The 21,204-nt window shown below is 52.1% G+C and carries 17 protein-coding genes, 1 tRNA gene and 2 pseudogenes; 3 read left to right on the forward strand and 17 right to left on the reverse strand.

The window, feature by feature from the left end; translation table 11 throughout:
• Positions 1–239 precede the first annotated feature (239 nt).
• Entirely contained in the window at positions 240–1,046 is an 807-nt protein-coding gene (locus IEY11_RS03460; RefSeq protein WP_008372835.1) for a helix-turn-helix domain-containing protein, read from the forward strand.
• Between the two features lie 61 nt (positions 1,047–1,107).
• Here IEY11_RS03460 and IEY11_RS03465 read toward each other — a convergent pair whose 3' ends face one another.
• From IEY11_RS03465 to IEY11_RS03505, 9 genes and pseudogenes are all read right to left on the reverse strand, one after another.
• Positions 1,108–2,070, reverse strand: a complete 963-nt coding sequence (locus IEY11_RS03465; RefSeq protein ID WP_005335911.1) for a DUF3658 domain-containing protein — start codon at positions 2,068–2,070, stop codon at positions 1,108–1,110.
• Between the two features lie 29 nt (positions 2,071–2,099).
• A complete protein-coding gene (locus IEY11_RS03470; RefSeq protein ID WP_005335912.1) occupies positions 2,100–2,477 on the reverse strand; it encodes a TnpV protein in 378 nt (125 codons plus the stop codon).
• Positions 2,437–2,799: a helix-turn-helix domain-containing protein gene (locus IEY11_RS03475; RefSeq protein ID WP_005335920.1), complete on the reverse strand. Its 363-nt coding sequence runs from the start codon at positions 2,797–2,799 to the stop codon at positions 2,437–2,439. The genes IEY11_RS03470 and IEY11_RS03475 overlap by 41 nt, the downstream gene beginning before the upstream one ends.
• Positions 2,800–2,870: 71 nt before the next feature.
• Positions 2,871–3,023, reverse strand: a pseudogene (locus IEY11_RS03480) (Maff2 family mobile element protein); the annotation flags it as partial.
• Between the two features lie 84 nt (positions 3,024–3,107).
• On the reverse strand, positions 3,108–4,886 hold the full coding sequence (locus IEY11_RS03485; RefSeq protein ID WP_188885811.1) for a VirD4-like conjugal transfer protein, CD1115 family: 1,779 nt from the start codon (positions 4,884–4,886) through the stop codon (positions 3,108–3,110).
• Complete coding sequence (locus tag IEY11_RS03490) at positions 4,883–5,359, reverse strand: PcfB family protein (RefSeq protein WP_118760671.1); 477 nt, start codon at positions 5,357–5,359, stop codon at positions 4,883–4,885. Before IEY11_RS03490 ends, IEY11_RS03485 begins: the two co-directional genes overlap by 4 nt.
• 39 nt (positions 5,360–5,398) lie before the next feature.
• Complete coding sequence (locus IEY11_RS03495; RefSeq protein WP_188885812.1) at positions 5,399–8,659, reverse strand: S-layer homology domain-containing protein; 3,261 nt, start codon at positions 8,657–8,659, stop codon at positions 5,399–5,401.
• A 19-nt stretch (positions 8,660–8,678) separates the two neighbouring features.
• A pseudogene (locus tag IEY11_RS03500) lies at positions 8,679–9,252 on the reverse strand (MT-A70 family methyltransferase).
• Positions 9,253–9,486: 234 nt separating this feature from the next.
• Positions 9,487–10,398, reverse strand: coding sequence for a DUF6017 domain-containing protein (locus IEY11_RS03505; protein WP_188885813.1), 912 nt, complete (start codon positions 10,396–10,398; stop codon positions 9,487–9,489).
• Between the two features lie 376 nt (positions 10,399–10,774).
• Here IEY11_RS03505 and IEY11_RS03510 point away from each other — a divergent pair.
• Positions 10,775–10,850, forward strand: a tRNA-Pro gene (locus IEY11_RS03510).
• Between the two features lie 182 nt (positions 10,851–11,032).
• Here the strand turns inward: IEY11_RS03510 and IEY11_RS03515 are convergent.
• The 4 genes from IEY11_RS03515 to IEY11_RS03530 are packed head-to-tail and all read right to left on the reverse strand — an operon-like array spanning position 11,033 to position 17,332.
• A complete protein-coding gene (locus IEY11_RS03515) occupies positions 11,033–13,375 on the reverse strand; it encodes an S-layer homology domain-containing protein (protein WP_188885814.1) in 2,343 nt (780 codons plus the stop codon).
• Between the two features lie 21 nt (positions 13,376–13,396).
• A complete protein-coding gene (locus IEY11_RS03520; RefSeq protein WP_188885815.1) occupies positions 13,397–14,653 on the reverse strand; it encodes an ABC transporter permease in 1,257 nt (418 codons plus the stop codon).
• Entirely contained in the window at positions 14,650–15,387 is a 738-nt protein-coding gene (locus tag IEY11_RS03525) for an ABC transporter ATP-binding protein (RefSeq protein ID WP_188885816.1), read from the reverse strand. The genes IEY11_RS03520 and IEY11_RS03525 overlap by 4 nt, the downstream gene beginning before the upstream one ends.
• Positions 15,388–15,400: 13 nt before the next feature.
• The gene (locus IEY11_RS03530) at positions 15,401–17,332 is read right to left on the reverse strand and encodes an HlyD family efflux transporter periplasmic adaptor subunit (protein WP_188885817.1); all 1,932 of its coding nucleotides are present in this window, start codon (positions 17,330–17,332) and stop codon (positions 15,401–15,403) included.
• A 590-nt stretch (positions 17,333–17,922) separates the two neighbouring features.
• Between IEY11_RS03530 and IEY11_RS03535 the strand changes: the two genes are divergently transcribed.
• A complete protein-coding gene (locus IEY11_RS03535; RefSeq protein WP_118479547.1) occupies positions 17,923–18,045 on the forward strand; it encodes a small, acid-soluble spore protein, alpha/beta type in 123 nt (40 codons plus the stop codon).
• 44 nt (positions 18,046–18,089) lie between these two features.
• On the opposite strand, the gene IEY11_RS03540 is transcribed toward IEY11_RS03535, so the two are convergent.
• From IEY11_RS03540 to IEY11_RS03555, 4 genes are all read right to left on the reverse strand, one after another.
• Entirely contained in the window at positions 18,090–19,763 is a 1,674-nt protein-coding gene (locus IEY11_RS03540) for a recombinase family protein (protein ID WP_188885818.1), read from the reverse strand.
• 40 nt (positions 19,764–19,803) lie between these two features.
• Positions 19,804–19,965, reverse strand: coding sequence for a hypothetical protein (locus IEY11_RS03545; protein WP_188885819.1), 162 nt, complete (start codon positions 19,963–19,965; stop codon positions 19,804–19,806).
• 364 nt (positions 19,966–20,329) lie between these two features.
• Positions 20,330–20,584, reverse strand: coding sequence for a helix-turn-helix domain-containing protein (locus tag IEY11_RS03550; protein ID WP_188885820.1), 255 nt, complete (start codon positions 20,582–20,584; stop codon positions 20,330–20,332).
• Positions 20,562–20,993 carry a sigma-70 family RNA polymerase sigma factor gene (locus IEY11_RS03555; RefSeq protein WP_188885821.1) on the reverse strand — a complete coding sequence of 144 codons (432 nt, stop codon included), beginning with the start codon at positions 20,991–20,993 and terminating at the stop codon, positions 20,562–20,564. Before IEY11_RS03555 ends, IEY11_RS03550 begins: the two co-directional genes overlap by 23 nt.
• Between the last annotated feature and the right edge of the window lie 211 nt (positions 20,994–21,204).

Consider the following 21,204-nt stretch of genomic DNA (forward strand, 5'->3'; position numbering starts at 1 on the left):
TATCCCTGCCAAAAGTCATGGCGCTACATCGCCGGGGAAGCATATCCCACACAGGCTGGTCATTCGATTGGAATAATCCATCGATGAACTACCTGTATCATAGAACATTTTTGTGCCCTGTGCCGTATATCCACAAAGTAGGAATCAGGGGGAAAATCAGAAATTTCCACGATTGCGGAAAGTGTGATATAATCCAGTTAAACGGCAGAAATAAAACCACCGGAAAGGAGCGTGCGCCCATGAAAGTTGCAACAAGCATACAGGAACGCCTTTGGGAACTCCGCAAAGACAAAGGCTTAAATCTGGAAGAACTATCAAAGCTGACGGGCATTTCTAAATCAGCCCTTGGCAGTTATGAAAAAGAGGATTATAAGGAAATCAATCATGGCAACCTTATCACGCTGGCAGACTTCTATGGGGTTTCCGTCGATTATCTGCTGTGCCGGACAGAGAACAGGGAGCAGATCAACACGCCACTGACGGAGCTGCATTTGAACGATGAGATGGTGGCACTGCTGAAAAGCGGTCGGATTAACAACCGTCTGCTCTGCGAACTTGCCACCCATAAGGACTTTATCAAGTTTCTTGCGGACATTGAGATTTATGTGGACGGGATTGCCACCATGCAAATCCAAAATCTCAACTCCCTTGTTGATACCGTCCGGCATGAAATTATTGAACGGTATCGCCCCGGCGAAGATGACCCGCATTTGAAGGTGCTGCAAGCCGCACATATCAGTGATGATGAGTATTTCAGTCACATGGTTCTGGATGACCTCAACCTGATTATCCGGGATATTCGGGAATTCCACAAAAAGGACAGCGAGAGTGCGCCCCAAACTACCGTTGCCGATGAACTGAAAGAAAATCTGGAAGCGGTCGAAAATTTCAAGGGCAGTCGAGATGAAAAACTGGTTATCCTTTACTGCAAGCAGCTTGGTATCAACTATAAAAACCTGTCAGAAGAAGAATTTCGCTGGTTCATTCGTATTCTCAAAAAATCAAAGAAAATGGGAACACCTATCAGCCAGAGGAAAAAACGGTAAAGGAAAACCGCTGTTGCATGGTTTGTTGGATTCCATGTAGCAGCGGTTTGTGCTGTGGTTATTATTTCATTCGTTTTCTTAATATTCGGCGATAATTTGTTTCTCCCTTTGGTGCGTCCTGTATAATTTCCAACACACCATCTTCAAGCATTTTATCAATGCGATTGGAAATCCATACATCACTAATTCCAAGTTGATATTTTCCTAAAACATTACCTATGACAATAGCCATTTTGAATTGCTCTGGCTGTTCCGCAATTTCACGAAGAATGAAACTATCATATATATCTTCTGAAACGCTTTGCAATTTACCATTTAACATTGCACGCAAAGGTGCATTTTCATTTTGAAGTTGATTCCATTTCATAGTACAAGCTGAAAGAAATACAGGATTAGCTTTCTCTTGTAGAGTTATATAGTTTCCCCATTCGCCAGGAGAGACCTCGCCCCATGCTATTTTGGATGTCATAGTATTTTCTTTTCCATATTCCCATGTAGGTAACTTAACCAAATAAATTGTTGTCTGGCAGTTTAATGGTTGAAGTTGTTTCATAAGCCAATACATACCACAAAGCTCATCTGGATTATAGCTATACCAAATGCGAATTTCTTCCCCAGCTACATATCGTTCAATCACTGAGGTCAATGTAGTTTTAATTTTCTGTATTTTTTCTTCAACCTGATAATCTAAATCCTCTACAAAGCAGACAGACAGCATTTTCTTGAAAATATTTTTCCGCTGTTCGCCAATTCCATTATCAGAAATATCTCCCACACTAAGAGCCATATCAAAACAATAAACATCACTGCTCTTGCCTCCCAATGGAATAGCATTCTCCCAAGCAATGCGTTCTTGTTCCTGTGCTTGAAGCTGTGCCTTTTTCATTTCATCTGAAGATGGAACACTCCCGTCTTCGTGCCTCATAAATATTGAAACAGCACTTCCTCTATACTTTCCCTTGCCGTAAGTTTGGGCAATTTTCAAACTTCCACAGGCACTTTCACCAAATACAATTTCAATCATCTTATATACCTCCGATTTAATTGCTCCCGTTATGAATAAATCATCTCATACAAAACAATTTCTTCTGCCCTGTTGTGAATGTTATTGCAACGCTGCACCCATTCCATTTGTCGGGTACACTTCAATTCCTCTGTCACGCCCTCGGTAGCTTTCATCTGCTCCATGATAGTGTCTAACCGTTTTTGTGCCTGTTCATTCAGGTCTGCAAGATATGTCAACAATTCTCCGGTCAGTATCAATGTATTCAATCTGGCTGGGTGGACTTCTCTTAAATATTCCCGGTGCATTCGTCCGTACTTTCCGATAGGGCGGTGTTCCTCCGGCAGTTTCAAGCCTGGAATGTAGTAATCTCCGACAAGGATATAATCAATTCCGTTTTCCGTTATTCTTGGTTTCAATTCGCTCATGTTCCTTACCTCCTGTGGAAGCAGGCTCGTCTGGTACTAACTCAATCACATCAGTAATCTCACAATTCAGAGTTTCACAGATACGGGCTAATGTATCCATGCTGATGTGCTTTCCCTCTTTGCTCATGTTGGCAATCATATTTGTTGTCATACCAGCAGCAAGCCTTAAATCCTCTTTTCTCATATCACGCTCTAACAGTGTGTGCCAGAGTGGTTTATAGCTGATGTGCATATTGTTTTCCTGCCTTTCTATCCATACCACCGGGGCGGTTGCCCCGGCAGGAACTTTTCTCTTATTATAACACCAATCTTGTGAAATCACAATTTATTCTTGTAGCCTGCCGCTGATACCGTCTGGATTGTGCATTCCCTTTCTTTTTGTTCCCTTTAATTAGCCATGAACTGCTTTGCGCCCTGGCTTTTGGACGCAGGGTTATCGCCGCCGTAGCCTTCCATGAGGTTGATAACGCCCCAGATGCCGACCACGCCGCCGATCGCCGTGACCATCGTAGAGAGTGCGGAAACCGCAGAGCTGAAAAATTCCATAAAATTGTCCTCCTATGTTTTGAAAATGTGGATATATGAAAAACTGCCCGCCGATCATGCCAAATTGGTAGATCAGCGGGCAGGTCATACCGCTTCGTCAGCGGCCACCCCAAGGTCATAGACCTCGTAGGTTTCGTCCGGCTGCAAACGCAGCCGGTGAGATAGATATTGCTTGACATTCAAGGTGTATTTCTTGTTGGCATCCGCCGTATAGCGGTACATGGGATGCTGCGTCAGGTCGTACTTCTTGGAGTAAAAGGGACGCACACCCTGCAACTGCATGATGCACCGGCTCGACGGCATGACCGCCAATTCATCAACGCTCATCAGCTCTTTTCCGAGTTTCTGATAGTTCAGACCATAGCTGCGCTGACTGCCGCGGGTGTCGCTGGTGTTCATTGCGTCGATGGTTTCCTTGCCAAGCATAGTAGACACCATCTTGAGGCTGCTTTCCTCCTTGCCGCCCAGAAAGAGCATCGTGGAACAGCATCCGGCAATGGTTTCAGCGTTGTCCTTATACATTCCCTTGAGCTGGCTATAGGTCTGCAACACAATATGTGCTGATATATTGCGGGAACGAATGACACTGACCAGATGCTCCCAGTTCGGGATCTTCTGGTTCGCAAACTCATCGAAAAGGCAAGTCACATGGACCGGCAAACGCCCGTGATAGACCTTCAATGCGCGGTCGCACAGCACATTGAACATCTGCGAGTAGAGCATTGCGGAGAGGAAGTTGAAGGTCGGGTCTACATCGGATACGATGCAGAATAGTGCGATTTTTTCATCGCCCAGCTTTTCCAATTCCATTTCGTCATACGCCATCATGTCGCGCACTTCCTGAATATCGAAGGGAGCCAGCGCCGCACTGCACGAAATCAAGATAGATTTTAGCGTTTTGCCGGCGGCTTGGCGGAACTTGGTATACTGCTTCACTGCGAAGTGATCCGGCTCGCGTTTTGCCAGCTTATCAAAAAGCAGGTCTACGGGAGATTTGAAATTCTCATCCCCCTCGCGGCACTCGCAGGCATTGAGCATATCCAGCAGCATCGCAAAGTTTTTTTCTTCCTCCGGCGCTTCATAGTAAATATAGGCGATCAGCGCTTGGAGCAGCAGTGCCGTTGCCTGTTGCCAGAAATCATCGCCGCCCTTTTCCTTGCTCTGGGTGTTCGCCATGATAACTGTGACCAGCGAAAGTATATCGGTTTCACTGTGCAGATAATGGAATGGGTTATAGTGCATGGATGCGCTGAAATCAATGGTATTCAGGATCTTTAGCTTGTAATGTCCTTTCTTGATGAGAACTTGTCCCACTTCCTCCACGACCGTACCTTTCGGGTCCGAGCATACATACGATGCGTTCATCTGCAAAAGGTTCGGCTTGATATGATAGCGGGTCTTACCGGAGCCGGAGCCGCCCAGCACCAGTACATTCAGATTCACATTCCGCTTTTCCGGGTCCGCGATCTGCCCCAATGTCAGGCGCTCGGAGTCCGTCAGCAGGATATTCTGTGCGAAATCGTCGTTGATGAACGGCGCAATATCCTTCTGATTGCCCCAGCGGGCGGTGCCGTACTCGGCACCGTGGCGAAACTTCTTTGCGTTCTTTTTCCGGTAATACACCGTCAGCCACAGCAGAACACCGCAGCACATACCGACCAATAGGTCAAACGGGTGCAGGCTCGGCAGTGGATGCTCCATCACGCGCCCCAGCACCATGACCGTATTCATCAGACGGTCGATAATGTCCGCGCCGGTCGCCAACCGGTATGCCTGCCCCAGCTTGGTCGTAAGCAGACCGATCATGCCATACGGCAACAGTGCTTTGAGGGTGGCGGCATCCGGCTTTGAGATTTTCCTCATAGCGACACCTCCTTGTCCTTGGTTTTCGCCGGAGCCGCTTCCTTGTCCAGCACTGCGATCCGCAGCTTGGCAAGCTGTTCCCGAACAGACGGTTTCTTCTCACGCTGCACGACCTTTGCCGTATATTCCTGAAAGGCAGCGGTCATCGCATCGGCGTCCCGTGCCTTGAAGAAGATGAGATAGCGCGGCTTTTCCGCCGCGCTATCCTTTCTGACCGCAAAATCCACGCCGTATTTTCGCGCAACACGCTCAAAGGTGCGGATACTGGCGCTGGACACCTCAATGGTGGATGCACCGCCGCCTTGCTGCAACAGGTGCTTTACTGACTGCTTACCTCGGTAGACTTTCGGGTTCTGCGTTTGGCGCTGCATTTCTGCCAGCGCCTTGCGGATCAGACTTTTCAGCAGCCTTTCCGTCAGCTTTGCGCCGGTCGTGATCACAACCACTGTCTTTTTTTCCAGTTCCTCCTGCATGGTGCATCACCATCCTTTCGGTGCAGGGGAAACCGAAAATCACTTGCTCCAGCTTTCGCTCTCGCCCAGCACGGCGGTGTGAGCGTTGGCGGCTTCCATGACGGCGTAATATGCCCAATGGCGCTTCGTGACATCCGGGAAGGTGTTGAGCTTGCGGAGATTGTCCGCGATATAGTCCTCGTCCGCCTCACGTCCCAGCAGGCGGTTGACGATGGTGACGACCTCGGCACGGTTGATCTCGCGCTCTGCGTGGAACGAGCCGTCCCCATAGCCGTTGATCCAGCCGTGGAGCGCAGCGTACTTGATGTACTCCGCCGCCCAATAGCCGGAGGAAACATCGTGGAAGCCGCTGAACTGTTCCATGATCTCTGCGTCACCGCTGCCGTAAACATCAAAGAAGCGGACCGCCATCGTGGTAAATTCCGCGCGGGTGATAGCATCATTCGGGGCAAAGACGGTCTTGCTCTTGCCGTAGGTAATTCCATTGTTGGCGAGGTACTTCACATAGCCAGAGTACCATGCGTGTGCAGGAATATCCGCAAATTTGGTATTTGCCGCCGTGGAAATGGTGTCACCGTTCTTCTCCGCCAGCAGGCGGGCGAAGATCGCGGCGGCTTCCGCGCGGGTCATGCTGCGGCTGGGGCCGAAGGTGCCGTCCGTGTAGCCGACGATATAAACGCCGTGGCGCTCGGTCTGCTCCACTTCGGGGACGGTCAGCTCACCGTTTTTATCGGTCTTGCCCTTTTCTGTTTGGTTCAAATCGCCCTTGACAGTGATGTTCTTATTCTCCTGCGGGTTCTTCTTGTGGTCGGTGATAATGACCGTCACCTGATGCTTGGCGTCCAGATCCGTGCCGTCTGGCAGCTTCACTGTGATATTGCCGGTCTTGCCGATGGACACCTCGCTGCCGGAGATGGGGCGCTTCGTGTCCGTGCGGATGACCTTGACGGTCAGCGTCCAACGGTCGCCGTCCGCATCCTCATAGCCGCCGGTGACCTTGCCGTCCTCGTTGGTCTTACCGCTGCCGGTGGGGACGGTGATCTGACCGGCCTTGTCGGTCTTGTCGGAGGCGTAGTTGTCATTCTTGTCCGTAACGGAAATACTCATGTCCGGCACAGCGGACTTGTCCTTGACAAGCTGCACGGTCACGGTCGTCTGATCAGCGTAGTCCAGCAGGCGGCTGTTCGGCAGGCGGATGGAGATGCTGTTATCCTTGTGGAGTGCGACAGCGGCGTTTGCCACGGGATTTTTGGTATCGGTGTCCGTGACGGTCACAAGGTAGCCGCTCACAACGGCTTCACCCTTGCTGTCCGTGGTGCCGCTGTTGTAAATTTTCTCGATCTCTGCCGTTTCCAGCTTCTCGCCGCAGTTCTCGCACTCCTTGTGCTTGCTGCCCTCGGAGTCCGTAGTCGGCTCCTTGTCGATGATCCAATCGCCGGGCTTATGACCGGCAGGCTCAGTGTAGTCAGTCTTATTGCTGTCTCCGCAGCGGGTGCAGGTGTTGGTGGTGTAACCCATCTCCGTGCAGGTGGGGGCGGTCACTTCGGACTTGTAATCATGTCCCAGCGCGTTTTTCAGCACCGCACCGCACTTGGTGCAGAGCTGCGGCTGGGTGCAGGTGGCGGCATCGCCGGGAACATGACCTGCCGCCTCGTTGCCTTCGATGCGGTGATAGCCGCAGCGGGTGCAGCGGTATTCCATCACGCCCTCGCCGGTGCAGGTCGCATTGGTGACGAGCGTACCCTCATCCCAGCTATGGCCGAGTGCGTCAGTGTAGTCCGTGACAAAGCTGCTGCCGCAGCCGTCACAGCGGTGGATGGTCTTGCCGCCGTTTTCGCAGGTAGCGGCAATGACATGGGATTCGTAATTGTGGGGCAGTGCCGCCGTGATGTCCTCAATGTGACGATCTCCGCAGACGGCGCACTCGCGGACGGTGTAGCCGGGAGTCGTGCAGGTAGCGGCTACAGGATAAGTGCGGTATTTGTGTTCGCCCTTGGGCGTTGCCGTCTGCTTCATCTCGCCGCAGCGGGAGCACAGTTCCAGCAGCTTGCCGTCCGTTTCGCAGGTGGCGTCACGGATGACGATGCTCTGCCATGCGTGGCCCAGAGAGTCCACATAATCGCGCTTTTCGATCTTGCCGCACTCCGTGCAGAGATAGCGGTCATAGCCGAGGGTGGTGCAGCCGGCCTTGGTGCTGTCCAGCAGAATATACTTGTGGTTTTCACCACAGTCCTTGTCGGTGCAGCAATTTCCATTGCAATTCTTGTTCTGGCAGCCGCAGTTTGGATTTCCGCAGCCGCAGGCACAAGAGCCGTCATCCTTGGTGGATTCGTCATGCAACCAGACCTTTGCCACGCCGTTCTCGGTCATTTCCTTGCCCTTGTAGCTGTAGGTGATTTCGTAGTAGACCATGTACTGACCGGCTTCTGTGTAGTTGGGTGCAGAGGTCATGGTGCAGCTGTCTGCGCTATTGCCGTAGCGGATAGCGGTGCGGACGCCGGCTTCCGAGAGGTCGCTGACGGTGATCGTGTGGGGCTTGCCGTCCACCACGCCGTAATAGTCTGCAATGACCGCCTTTGCCGCCGTGTAGTCATAGCGGGCGTAGTCGCACAGGCTACACTTCTCCACCGTAGCGAAGCGTCCGTTTGCCGGCTGGGGCAGCACCTCTGTTACCATGCTGTGACGCTCCAGCTTGCGGCTGACCGTATGATTGGTGCCGTAGCAGAACGCGCAGTAGGTGCCGCCCTTGGTGGTGACAGTGTGATAGGTATCGTCCGTGTACTCGTAGGAAACGGTTTCGTCTAACTTCTGCGTGAACTCAGCCGCACAGTCGTACAGCCAGTACACATTTTTCAGATAGCCGTAGTCCGTCGTTGCCATGTTGGTGTTGATGCCGCCGCAGGTTTCGCAGACGGCTTTCGTGTAGTGATACCCGGTGTAAGTTGCGTCTTTGCCGGGAACGCCGTCCATCGTGTCACCCTTGCCGGTGCCGCCGACCAGCGTGCCGTCCGAGTATTTCACATTGCGGCTGAGTGCCGGCTGACCGTTCTTCGTGTACTCCGGCACACGAAAGGCAAGGAACGAAGTCTGCTTGCCGCATTCGTGGCAAGTAAAGGTTTCATGAGTTACAACGCTGTTGGCGTCCAGCTCATTGGTGCGCCCGGATGCCTGCATCCAGTGCTCGGCGGGGTCATGGTAGCTGTTCTGCTGCGCGGCAAAGGCGGTAGGCAGCATGGAGAATACCAGCGCCATGACCAGCAACAACGCTGCTGTTCTTTTGCCAGAAATCATTTTTGTCATAAGTTCCTCCTCGATTTTGTTATTCTTTCTTTTGTGGTACGCAGGGTTTTCCAAATGCTATATCACTCTCCAGTTCGTTACCCCATACAGCCCATCCGGGCGATTTGCGGCGGGCGAACAACTCAATACGCGGAACATCTCCCATAAGCTGCTCTATGCGTCTGCGCGCTTCCTCCGGTTTTTTTACTGTGCGCTTCGATATGGCTCATAATGACCTGATGCACACCGGCAGAGTAGCGCTTGGGATGCCCGCGCACTGCAAGCAAACACAATTCAGCGTTAGAACGGGTCCAAAATCCCATGCCCCAAAACAAGCTACTGCTTTTTCGGTTTTGCTTGATCCATACGAAAGCCACGGTTTTGAACTGGAATCCCCACGACTCTATGACGGACCATACTTCTCTGAGCATGGGGAGTGTCACCCACAGAAACAATGCACAATCATGGTCTGCCAAGTTCTGCACTGGCAGGGCGCACAATTCTTTCACGCTCATCGTTGGATAGTGGTTTTCTGCAACTCCGGCACCGCGCTTTCTCTGATAGCGCCACGGCGGGTCTGCGTAGATAACTTGATATTTAGGCTGTTTTTCCATTTTCGCCTCCGTTTCTGGAACTAAATTGCTTTCAACAGTGCTCCAGGGCGGCACGATGATGCGGCGCAGGATGCAAAAGAGTCTACGCCGCTGATCTCGGTTCTTCGTCATAGGTGTCCTTTCCCGGCTGATCGCCGCAGGCACCAATGACACGAAACGCGCACCAGGCGCGTTTCGTGCCACGGTGCGCGTGAGATTTTTCAGCGTAACTTACGCCGGATATGAAAAAAGCAGCTACCGATCGCCGTACAGGTCATGATTGACCAATGCGGTGTAGTAGCTGCTGAGGGTAGTTGGGGCGTTATAGAGCGATGTGAGCAGGTAGGCGCGGATATTGCGGACTTTGGTGGTGTTTTGGAGCATACTGTCCAGCACATACTCGATATGGCTGGCGTCCAGCTTGAGCAGGCGGCTTCGCACGACCTCCGTTGGTAGGTCCTCGCCGCCGATGCGGATCGTTGGCTTTCGGCTGGTGACGGTATCTACCAACAAGTCCATGATCTCGTCCAGCAGCTCATCGTCTGCGTGACCGTTCTGCCGGAGGTAGGCAAGGTCGATATTTTCTTCGAGAAGTTCTCTGTACTCGTCTGTCGTATCCATCGTATCTATCTGCTCCGGCTGATTCTCCGGCTCTGTGACTTCCGATTGTTCCGGATAGATGGATGGATCAGTATCACTGATGTAAGTATTATTCTTGTAGTTCTTATTATTACGCTCCGCTGGGGGGAAGTCATCATACTCACTAACAGGCGTTGCGGGTACTTCCTTTTTGGGGCGCTGACTTCCGGTTTTGGGAATAAAGTTCTTGACATAAATTTTAGCAGGTCTGCCCATGCCTTGCTTCTTGCGTTCGATAAGACCAACCTTCTCCAATTCGGCATACAGGGCGATTGCCTTGTTGTGACCGCAGCCAAGAGCACTCATGATCTCGCTCATGCGAAAGTAAATGAACACACGCCCATCCTCGTCCATCCAGCGGTTGCGTGCGGACAAGCTCATGCGATCCAGCATGAGCGCATAAAGCATCTTTGCCGACACGCTGAGCGTCTTGTAGGTGGGACTGAAAAGAATTTTGGGGATGCGGAAGAAAGTGTACTGCTCGGCTTCCAAGCCGTAATAATAATCCAAAGTGATAGGTTCTGACATGATGATTGCCCTCCATTTCTGCGACAGCGTAGGGCAATCTGGGCAGCAAAAAACGGCACCGTTCTAAAACAGTGCCGTTTTCTGCTTATTTTGTTGTAACCCAAGCCTTTTCAGCCGTCTTTTGTGTGATTTGGTTTTTGTTCCTTATCAACATCAGACCTTTGCGGGCTCCTTTTTTGTATCGAGAGAAAACAGGTGCTATGATGGGAAAAGTGCGGTGTATCGCATACGGTGCAGCGTATGCGATGGTTGTTTCGACTGCACCGAAAGCAAGCGCTGCAAAGCAAATTTTCTGCAGGAATTTTCACAAAACGCTTGACTTTTCCCTCCGGATTTGGTATCCTATTTAGGCAAGGTTTGATAGACCGTTGCAAATCCGGGTGTAGCGCAGCTGGTAGCGTGCTTGACTGGGGGTCAAGAGGCCGCAGGTTCAAGTCCTGTCACTCGGACCATGTAAAACCGCTTATTCGTAATGAATAGGCGGTTTTTTGTTGCTTTTGTGGCGTTTATGAATCTCGCAGACTGCATTAAAATTCAAGCCGAAACAAAACGGATGCCTCTCCAAGCACAGAGAAGCATCCGTTTTGCAATTTCAATTATTTAACGTAAAGGTATAGCCGCAGCACACAGCAAATCACGAAGCGACAATCACACGGATTTTTCCGCCATTTTCCGCCGTTTTATTGGCGTATACGCGGAAGCTCGTATAGTTGGATTTCGCCGTCTGCAGCGAAATAAACCTGTTCTGCTCCGAGATATAAACGCCGATATTCTCTGCCAGCTCGTAATAGCCGTCCTTGGTACGGACACCGGAGGAACCGTCAAATGCCGACGGCTTTACCGTGTCGATCAATGTCAGCTTGAGCGTATCCAGTGAGGTATTGACGATGCTTGCATCGGTTGAGTACCCTCTGGGAATGCCAATCGGATTGCCGTTTAAGCCGCTCGGCAGAGATACTACACGATATTCTTTATCCTCTACCGTTTTTCCGTTCTCCCAGTATTTAGGAATAACCGCATATGTATAGTTGTAGTGATCGGGGTCTTTTTCATATTCTTTCTGTTTCTCTTCAGACATATCATTCCAATTAGAGGGTATATGAAGATTTCCTTTGATCCGCTTGCCATAGCCAATACCATAAATCCAGCTTTCTCCGGTCACATCGCCCAGAACAATATTCGTAACCGTACCTGCATTATCCTGCACGGTATACTTAATCTGCGAAGCCGGAACCGAGGTCAGGTCAATATCGCTGACGTTGATCGCGTTCAGCGGTGCGCCGGAGAGCACCTCCTCATACACGCGTACCTTGGAGGAAACGGCGTTACCGCCCAGCTTGCCCTCCGCAACAGACCAGTTTCCGGCGGTCTTTCCGGAAAGCGTGCGGCGAATCAGGTCTGCCCCATCACCGGACTGGCTGACCGTAACCAGACGACCCATCACATCGGTTTTTACGTCCTTAGCGATCGGAATATCCCGCAGGGTCAGACCGTTTGTCAGCGTGACCGTAGCCTTTTTCCCGTCAATTTTGGTGACAATGCCCTGCATCTCCGCGCTGACGTCCTTTTTCGGATACGCAGCCGCAACATTGCCGTCCGCGTCAAACAGCAGCGTGATGTAATCGTTCAGCTTCATATCCTTGAACGTTGCCGCCGCCTCGGAGGAAACCGAGAATTTCTTTCCCAAAATCTCCACCTGAGAGGGATGGCTGTACGTTGTCGAGTCGGTCTGATATTTTCCGCTCAGCTTGGTATCCGAAACGATCGCCTGACGGTTTGCGGCATCGAGCGTCACAACATCGTACTTTTTCAGCTTGCTCGCGTCGATCTTCGCACCGTTTTTGATGATCGTATACTCCGCCGGAATCCTGCGCGATGTCGCCAGGCCGTAAACGAACGAGTGCGCGGCGCCTGCTGTCGTTTTCGGCAGGACTGCCATCAGCTGCAGCACACCGTACTCATTGTAGTACAGGGCCAGCGTGTCGCCGGACTGCAGGTTCGCCCATACATTTTCATACTCGCCCATGGCATGGTCGCGGCTGATATACAGCTTGGTCTTACGGTCCGGACGCAGTGTTCCGTTCGTAGTAACGATACGATCTGCTGCCGCATTGACAACCTCATAAGTTTCGGTCTTGTTGCCGTTCGGAATCACACCGACCGCAACCTTGCTGCTGCCCTTGCCGATAACGATCGTGCCGTATACGCCGATCATGCTGCTGTCCAGCGTACCGGCGGTCTTACGGGGAGATTCCGTATCCACAACACCGTCCTCATAGAACAATGCCGCATCCGCAGCAAGGGCGCTGTATGTCTTTCCGGTCTCGAGCAGAATGCAGTCCTTGACCGTCGAGGACGCGACCTTGTCGAGCAGTGTGCTGCCTTCTTCTCCCTTTTTATCCGTATTCAGAGCGTTCAGCAGAAGCACCGCCGCGTCTCCGCGCTTGACTGCGGCATGTGCATCCGCAATCGTGACACCGTCCGTCAGACCGATGGCCTGTGCCTGCGCGATATAGTCCGCAGGCCAGAACGGACCGACGTCCTCCTCTTTATAGCCCAGCATACGCAGCAGCATGGTGCAGACCTCACCGTAGCTGACAATCTTATCCGGGCCGAAGCTGCCGTCCGCATAGCCGCGGATAATGGTCTTTTCCTTCAGTTCCGGATGGCGTACTGCCGCGTTGATATACGACGCTGCCCAGTGCGAATGCTTAACATCCGGAAAAATCGTGTAGCTGGCATACGGACTTACATCCGTCACACCCATGGCGGTAACCGCTAGCTTGCAGAACTGCGCCCGCGTCAGCGCCTTGCCCGGTGCGAAGCTGCCGCCGCCTACGCCCTGCATGATACCCAGTGCATCCAGAACGGCGGCCGTCTGCGATACCCTGCTGTCTGAAATATCGGTAAACACCGCCGAAGCCGGTGCAACCATGATCAAGCCTGCCAGACACAGGCTGACAAATCTTTTTTTCATTTTCCTACCTGTCCTTTCCTTTTACTGCGTCCGCAGCGCATCTACCGGCTGCAGGTTCGAGGCTTTATTGGCGGGATACAGTCCGAAGATGATACCCAGCAGCGCAGAAAACAGAAATGCGCCGATGACCAGTCCCGCAGAGGGCAGTACGGTGAACTGCTCCACGGTCGGCATGTAGCTGTTCTGCGTTTTCGCAAGCAGCAGATTGCCCAGCACCGCCGAAAGAAAGCAGCCGAGCACAATGCCGATCACACCGCCGCAGCACGAGACCACCGAGGCCTCTACCAGAAACTGCCCGATAATATCCCGCTTGCGGGCGCCGATTGCCATACGGATACCGATCTCGCGGGTACGCTCGGTGACAGACACCAGCATGATATTCATGATACCGATACCGCCAACAAGCAGCGAGATTCCGGCGACACCGCCGCCGAGCAGCGCAAGCATGTTGTTGGAGGACTCGCTCTGCTCCTGCCACTGGCTGTCCGACGAAGCAGAAAAGTATCCGTTTCCCGCCTCGCAGCGGCCCTGCATAAAGCCCGGCAGAAGCTCGTCTGTCAGTTCGGTAATCGCTTCCTTGTCCGCCGCCTTCACGATATACTGGCGGTCTGCCATGCCGTATACACTCATCATCGTGCTCTGCAGCGTGTACGGCATCACAATCATCTGATCCTCTGTATTCAGCTTACCGTCATACTTGCCGGCATACACGCCGATGACCTCAAAGCCCTTGCCGCCAATCTGCAGCTTCTGCCCGATCGGACTCATCGCCCCGAAGAAATACTTGCGCAGTGTTTCTCCGATCACACAGACGCGGGCGCGCGTGCGGCAGTCCGCAGCGGAAATATCCCGTCCGGCGGAAATCGCATGACTTGTCACCTCGCCGTAATGCTCGTTGCCGAAGTACATATAGGTGTAGCCGCTGTTGCTGTCGTTGTTATCCAGCCTTTTGGCCCGGTACTGGATGCCGCTGTTCTGCCAGTCGTAATACTGGCTCTGCGGCGACCATGCAGCGATTTTGTCGGATAAATCATTCGTTATATAGTCCTCAAACTCCTGCCAATCGCGGTTTTTGGCACCGTATCCGTAGATGTTGATGCGGTTGACGCCCATCGCCTCATACTGCAGGCGCTGCAGCTTGCTCGTGCCCTGAATCGACGCCACGATAGCGATAACCGATGCCACACCAATGATGATGCCCAGCATGGTCAGAATCGAGCGAACCTTGTTGTTCAGGATGGACTTGAACGCCATACGAACCGTCTGCATCCAATTCATACGGCCCCTCCTTTCGTGTCCGAAATGATCCTGCCGTCCTGTATCGTCACGATGCGTTTTGCCATCTGTGCAAGATGGTTGTCATGCGTGATGAGGATGATGGAGGTTCCCTGCTCATTGAGTGCAGTCAGCTTGCGCATAATATCCAGACCGGAGGCAGAATCCAGATTGCCGGTCGGCTCGTCCGCCATGATGATCGGCGGTTTGGCTGCTACCGCACGCGCGATCGCAACACGCTGCTGCTGTCCGCCGGACATCTCGCCCGGACGGTGATCCATGCGCTTTTCCAGACCGACCGAGACTAACGCCTCCTGCGCCAGACGGCGTCGTTCCTCCCGCGGCATACCGCGGTAGATGAGCGGCAGCTCGACATTTTCGAGCGCCGTCAGCGCCGGAATCAGATTGAAGCCCTGAAAGATAAACCCGATCTCCCGGTTGCGGATACCGGACAGCACAGACGGCTTCATATCGCTGACCAGCTGCCCGTTTAGATGATAAGAGCCGTAGGTCGGAATATCCAGACAGCCGAGAATGTTCATCAGCGTGGACTTGCCCGAGCCGGACTGTCCGAGAATGCACAGGAACTCCCCCCATTGCACCTGCAGCGAGATGTCATCCAGTGCACGTACTTCGTTTTCTCTTCCTTCGTTGTAAATCTTGCTCATGCGCTGAACGTCAATTAACAATTCAGCGCGGCGCTCCGTGTCAGGAGTCTGCGCCTTTCTTTCCCACATAAGCGCGCCCTCCTCAACCGACTGACATACTGACTGACATGCCGTTATCCGACATATCGGCATACAGGTCGCTCGGTCCGGCGAGGAATACCTCGGTGCCTTCTTCCAGACCGCCGAGGATTTCCGTGTTGGTCGAATCGGCAATGCCGGTCTCGACCGGTACAAGCTGATAGTCTTCCGGAATGCCTTCGGTACCCTCGGGGATCGGCAGGGTTTCCTCAAACGGAATCTCGTTTCCGTTCTCGTCCGTCAGCGGCTTGGCGAATACAGCTGTGCCGCTGTCCGTGTTGACGATAGCCGACGACGGTACCATCAGGCAGCCGTAGGACGAGGCCGTCGTGATTTTATATTCGATAGACATGCCGCTGTAAATTTTCTGTCCCTCCAGCGGATCCACCGAAATGACCGCCTTGAAGGTCGGCATGCTGCCCTGCCCGTTACTGGAGTTCTGTGTCGGCTCCAGCGCAACCGACTGCACCTCGCCGGTCAGCGAAATCTCGGAGCCGTCCGACGCGTACATCGTCATAGTCGCCTGCTGTCCCTGCTGCACCGAGCCGATATCCATCGAGGAGACCTCGGCGTTGACGGCAATATCATTCAAATCAGCAACCACAACGAGCGTCTCCGAGCCGGTCGCCTCCTGTCCTTCAACGGCGTTCAGGCTGACAACAACGCCGTCTATCGGAGAGGTAACGGTCGAGTTCTGAATCTTCTGCTGCAGTTCGGCAATGTGTGCCCGCTTTTCGTCTGCAACCGTCTTTGCGCTGGCAACCGTGCGGTTTGCCGCCGCAATACCATTCTGCGCGGCTGAAATCTCATCCTGAGAAGCGTCACTCGACAGGGACATGATAAGCGCACCGCCGTTGTAGGTGCTGTAGCTTGTGCCGTTCAGCTTGATGATCTCGCCGCTTATCTGTGCAGTGACGGCTTCCTCGCGGCTGTATTCCAGTGTGCCTGCGTTCGCCGGATAGATCGCACCGAGGCGTCCGGCATTGATTGTCGCTGTGGCTGTCATGCCCTTTGTCAGCGAACCGGGGTTATTCACCGTAATGCCAACGCGGATAACGCGCACACCCGCACTCGAAATCTGCTGCGTTGTCTCGACCGACGATACCGTACCGCTCACCTCGCTCATCGCAGAAGCGATGGATACCGTGGCCGCCTGTCCGGTGCGAATGCTGCGGGCATATTCTGCGCTGAACGCCAGCGTCAGCTTCATCTGGCGGTCATTTACCATGTAGCCGATGACCTGTCCCTCGCTCACCTGCTCACCGACACGGAAGGACACATCCTTGTTGTCCGAATCCTTCGTCGGAATCAGTTTGCCGGTAAACGGCGCCGTGATGTGCAGACGGCTCAGTTTTCTCTGCGCCGCGCTCAAGTCGGACTGTGCCTTGGAGACCTCCAGCTGCGCGTCCGAGACACCGCGTTCCGCCTCGGTCAGCTCCTTTTGTGCATCCGCAAGCTCCTTGCGGGTTTCGGTCGGGTCGATTACCAGCAGCGGATCGCCGGTGTGCACCTCGTCGCCCTCGGCAACCAGCACCTGTGTTACCTTGCCCTTAACCTCCCGGCCAAGCTCCTCACGTTTTTTGGCAGCAGTAACACCGCTTCCCTCTATGTAGGTCTCCAGATCGCCGCAGCTGACCGCAGCCGTGGTTTGCGTCACATTCTCCGTGCCCGCATCGCGGGATTTCACCACAGCCCAGATGCCGCCGCCAAGCAGCAGCGCAATTGCCGCCGCCGTAATGCCGATACGCGCACCCTTGCTCAGTCTGCGCTTTTTGCGATTCATTTTGTCTGCGTATTTGTTGCGCTTGGGCGACGCCTCGGCTGCAGGCTCTGCCGCGATTTCATCCTGTACCGCAGGCACTGCCTGCGTCTGCTCTAAAGGCGGTTCTTCCTGTTTCTTGTGTCTGTCGAATAACCTCTTCTCGTTTTGACTCATACTATGATGTCCTTTCTGTTCTCTATCCATTATTGATAAAGCGGCATAGCCGCCTTATTCCCACGTAAATCTGTGCTTGCAAAAGGTTAAGCATCCTAATTTGAGTGAATATGACTTTTTCAGCGGCACCTCCACTGCCGCTTCCGATCGCTGTCAGACTTTCTCGGAATTCGTTCCCGTGTCCGCATATTGTACATTTGTGCATCGGACATATATCACCATCATATTAGCATATTGCACAAATCCTTGCAAGACATGTTTGCTTACAATTTAGTGAAAAACACATCCGGACGACTGGTGACGGGCGGAAACGATAAGTTAGAATAAGCTAACCCATCTGCAGTATATACCGTAACTAATAAGGCTGTATATGTCTGTGCTTTTCTTTATTATATGAGCAGAGCAGGTTTTATGCGCTGTCCAAAAGCAAATTTTCAACGCTTGTTTTCCTGCGCTGGCAAAACGCGTTTGCTTATCATATTTTCTGGCTTCCGTCACAGCATTTGCATCTCATATTTCGACCTTTGGTGCGCAACCTACTATCAGCAAAACCCAACACACCAAACCGAATCGAAAAGGAGCGAACAAACATGACTAACACGAAAAATGGTTCTAATCAGGGCATGGTACCGGAAGCACGCGCGGCAATGGATCGCTTCAAAATGGAGGCAGCTGCCGACCTTGGTGTTTATTCGCCACAAAAACTGCGGTGATTTTTGAGGTCAATAAACGCCAACGGGGGTTGGTGTTGACCTCCTTAAAGATTGACTGCTTTGTTGACTTCACGAATGGCCTCTCCGTTCATCTCGCCGATGAAGCGGTAGAAGATGCGGATGCTCTGGCGGTACGAAGTCCGAGGGCTTGCAATCTTCTGACCCTTCGGTAAAATCTTCTCGCCGATTTCAATGCGCTCGACGAATGTGTGCAGGATGTCACGATCCAGCTTTTCGATATGAGAGTATCGCTTGGCAATATCAAAGAACAGTGTATAGGCATTGCGGATGCTCTGGTCTTCCGAGGTGTCCGTAAGCAGCTTCTGCCGCTGTTCCTCCAGTGCCTGCCGTTCCTTGCCAAACCGCTCCATCATTTCGTCGAGCAGGTCATCGCTCAGGTTGCCTACGGCGTTATCCCGATAAGCCCGCTCAATCATTTTAATGATACGCTTGGACTTGGTTTCGATGTCTGCAAGGGTCTGTTCCTTATTCTCCACGCCCAGTGAAGCATTCGCCTGCCGGATGGCTTCCTGCGTAATCTGCTCAATCTCCGCTTCGTCAAAGGACAGCAATGCATTGAGGTCACAGCGAACAATTTCGAGCAGATCCTCATATTTGATACGTGCACCGTGCTGACAGCGGTTTATCGTGCGATTCGCCAGATTGTTGCATACCAGATACCAGTATTTCTTGCGCTCACCCTTGTAGACCGAGCCGCCGGAGCACATCGCTGCACCGCAGTGCGCACAGTATGCGATACCTCCGAAAATACTGTGTCGGAATGATGGGTTTGCTGCATTCGCCTTGGTGTTTTCGCTCAAAAAGTGTTCCGCCAAATCGAACTGCTGCTGTGTTACCAGCGGTTCATGGGTGTTTTCAGTGATGGCCCAGTCCTCCTTCGGCACAGGCAGTTTCTTCTTGGACTTGACATTGACCTTTCGCGTCTTGCCGAGAATGGTATGCCCCAGATAGACCCGATTGCGTAAAATACGCTTGACCGTTGTGTAATTCCAAAATTCAGATGCTCGTGCGGCACCGCGGTCAGTGAAGTTATCTCGAAACTCCACACGATATTTCAGCGGCGGACATATACCGTCCTCGTTAAGCTGCTTCGCAATACTGCGGCAGGATTGTCCCTCGGCCGCCAGCGCGAAAATCCGCTGTACGACCGGCGCGGTGTTTTCATCCGGGACAAGCTGGTCAGTAGTGCGTTCGGCCTTGCGGTAGCCATACGGCGGGCACGCGGCGTACTTTCCCTTTTTGCGCTTCATGTCAAGCGTCTGCTTGACCTTGCGCGAGGTATCACGCAGGTAAACATCGTTCATAGCAAACTGGAACGGTGCCATCAGATTATCGCCCATAGAGTCAAAATCGTTGCCCGGTGCCAGATAGTGGATACCATGCTCCGGGAAAAAGCGTTCCGCGTAGTAGCTAGATTCGGTCATATCACGGCCCAGACGGGACAGGTCTTTGGTAATGACCGTGTTCGCTTTTCCTGCCGCCAGGTGATTGAGCATTGCCTGAAAGCCCGGGCGTTCAAAGTTGCCGCCAGAATATCCGTCATCCACGAACTCACTCACGATGATGATGCCTTGTTTTTTACAGTAGTCCCGGATAATCTCGCGCTGGTTGGTGATACTTTCTGATTCGTTACCGTATTTCTTTTCTTCGTCAGACAGACGCAGATAGCTGTCAGCCAGCTTCAAGTGGTTCGTCATAATGTTCTCCTTTCCCGAACCACTCATTTACATACCTTTATTATATCATCTGTTTGGCTGAGTGGCTAATTTTGATGCCTTGTTTGGCCGTGGTAATGATTTCCTCGACTACAACATCCTGTGGTGTCTTGCTTTGCGTGAACACCCGTTCGATCACATAGGTTACAGGTCCTATCTGATATAAGTTTTCCTTGTCTTCCAAGTTATCACCTCTCGGATAAGTATTTCCTAAAAAGAGATTATTACTCTCTAAAATACGGTTTTATTGTAAAGTGGAGCCGCCGTATACACAGCGGCCCCGCTATTCTTCTATTGTCGGCGTTTGTACCCGTATCCTGTTCCTGATGGACTGCCTGTTGTGACAGGACACCGTATTCGGCACATTGGCACGCTCGCTCCGAAACCTCCTCTCTGGTGGTCGTGGCCTGCTTCCCCTGTGCAGTATCTAATACGGACGCTCATTTCAGTTTTCAAGGTGCAAAGGTGGAAAGGTTGAGAACAATCCTTACCAGCCTTTCACAGAGGACAACGAATTGTTATCCTCTGTGAAGGATTGGCAAGGTTATTTATCGCAGTTCAAAACGGTCAAGGATGGCTTTCACCAGTTTGAATTGGAGTTCTTGGTATAGTTCTTCATCGAAGCAGGTATAGACCGTGCCGCTGGCATCGTACAGTTCAAACTGGCTGAGTTTCAGCATATATCCCTGATAATGGCGCAAAATCTTTTCAAGCGCCGTATCATCACCATTTTTCGCCTTTACGATGGTGGATAACGGCACACGGCGGATGACCGCTCGGTTATGTTTCTGATTGTTTTTCAAGTAAATTCCTCATTTCCTTCAGTGCTTTGGTTCTGGCTGCCTGTATCGTACTTCGCACGACATGAAACCGTTCGCCAATCTGCTGGTCAGTCCTATCGCAAAAATAAGCAAGCAGAACGATTTGCCGTTTTCGTCTTGAAAGCTGGCGTAATGCCTGTGCCAGTGCATCATCGGTGATATTTATTGGTAACTCCAAATCATCAAACAGGTATTGTTCCAACGGGCAGATGGGGTCGTTATGTATCGGCTCAAATAGCTGGCCGTCCGGCAGTTCCGAAAACAAAACTTCCGTTGCATGGTGTCTCTGTTTGGCTCTGTACCAGTCCCTTGCAAAATTCCGCAGGACAGTTTTGCAGAAGCTATCGAACTTGCCTTCAATGCGGGAAATGTCTTTATCAGACCATTGCATAGTCCACACCCCCTTTCCGCGCATGGCGTTGATGGGGAGGTGCTGCTTTCTGTCCTGATACTGACTAATACGATTTAGAAAAGCAGAATGCCAATCTTGCCGGTTAAATTTCAAAAAAATTTAGAGTGCAGAATATATGATTATACAATCCAAATATCATTAGACGCAGTGTGAAGATACGAAAAAAGGCAGAACGGATAATCGTTCTGCC

Source organism: Butyricicoccus faecihominis, assembly GCF_014648015.1.
Classification (GTDB): domain Bacteria; phylum Bacillota; class Clostridia; order Oscillospirales; family Butyricicoccaceae; genus Agathobaculum; species Agathobaculum butyriciproducens.

What these genes read in the sequence shown, in the direction of transcription:
- IEY11_RS03460 (WP_008372835.1), top strand. Translation starts at nt 240, where the DNA reads ATGAAAGTTGCAACAAGCATACAGGAACGCCTTTGGGAACTCCGCAAA.
- IEY11_RS03465 (WP_005335911.1), bottom strand. Translation starts at nt 2,070, where the DNA reads ATGATTGAAATTGTATTTGGTGAAAGTGCCTGTGGAAGTTTGAAAATT.
- IEY11_RS03470 (WP_005335912.1), bottom strand. Translation starts at nt 2,477, where the DNA reads ATGAGCGAATTGAAACCAAGAATAACGGAAAACGGAATTGATTATATC.
- IEY11_RS03485 (WP_188885811.1), bottom strand. Translation starts at nt 4,886, where the DNA reads ATGAGGAAAATCTCAAAGCCGGATGCCGCCACCCTCAAAGCACTGTTG.
- IEY11_RS03490 (WP_118760671.1), bottom strand. Translation starts at nt 5,359, where the DNA reads ATGCAGGAGGAACTGGAAAAAAAGACAGTGGTTGTGATCACGACCGGC.
- IEY11_RS03495 (WP_188885812.1), bottom strand. Translation starts at nt 8,659, where the DNA reads ATGACAAAAATGATTTCTGGCAAAAGAACAGCAGCGTTGTTGCTGGTC.
- IEY11_RS03505 (WP_188885813.1), bottom strand. Translation starts at nt 10,398, where the DNA reads ATGTCAGAACCTATCACTTTGGATTATTATTACGGCTTGGAAGCCGAG.
- IEY11_RS03515 (WP_188885814.1), bottom strand. Translation starts at nt 13,375, where the DNA reads ATGAAAAAAAGATTTGTCAGCCTGTGTCTGGCAGGCTTGATCATGGTT.
- IEY11_RS03520 (WP_188885815.1), bottom strand. Translation starts at nt 14,653, where the DNA reads ATGAATTGGATGCAGACGGTTCGTATGGCGTTCAAGTCCATCCTGAAC.
- IEY11_RS03525 (WP_188885816.1), bottom strand. Translation starts at nt 15,387, where the DNA reads ATGTGGGAAAGAAAGGCGCAGACTCCTGACACGGAGCGCCGCGCTGAA.
- IEY11_RS03530 (WP_188885817.1), bottom strand. Translation starts at nt 17,332, where the DNA reads ATGAGTCAAAACGAGAAGAGGTTATTCGACAGACACAAGAAACAGGAA.
- IEY11_RS03535 (WP_118479547.1), top strand. Translation starts at nt 17,923, where the DNA reads ATGACTAACACGAAAAATGGTTCTAATCAGGGCATGGTACCGGAAGCA.
- IEY11_RS03540 (WP_188885818.1), bottom strand. Translation starts at nt 19,763, where the DNA reads ATGACGAACCACTTGAAGCTGGCTGACAGCTATCTGCGTCTGTCTGAC.
- IEY11_RS03555 (WP_188885821.1), bottom strand. Translation starts at nt 20,993, where the DNA reads ATGCAATGGTCTGATAAAGACATTTCCCGCATTGAAGGCAAGTTCGAT.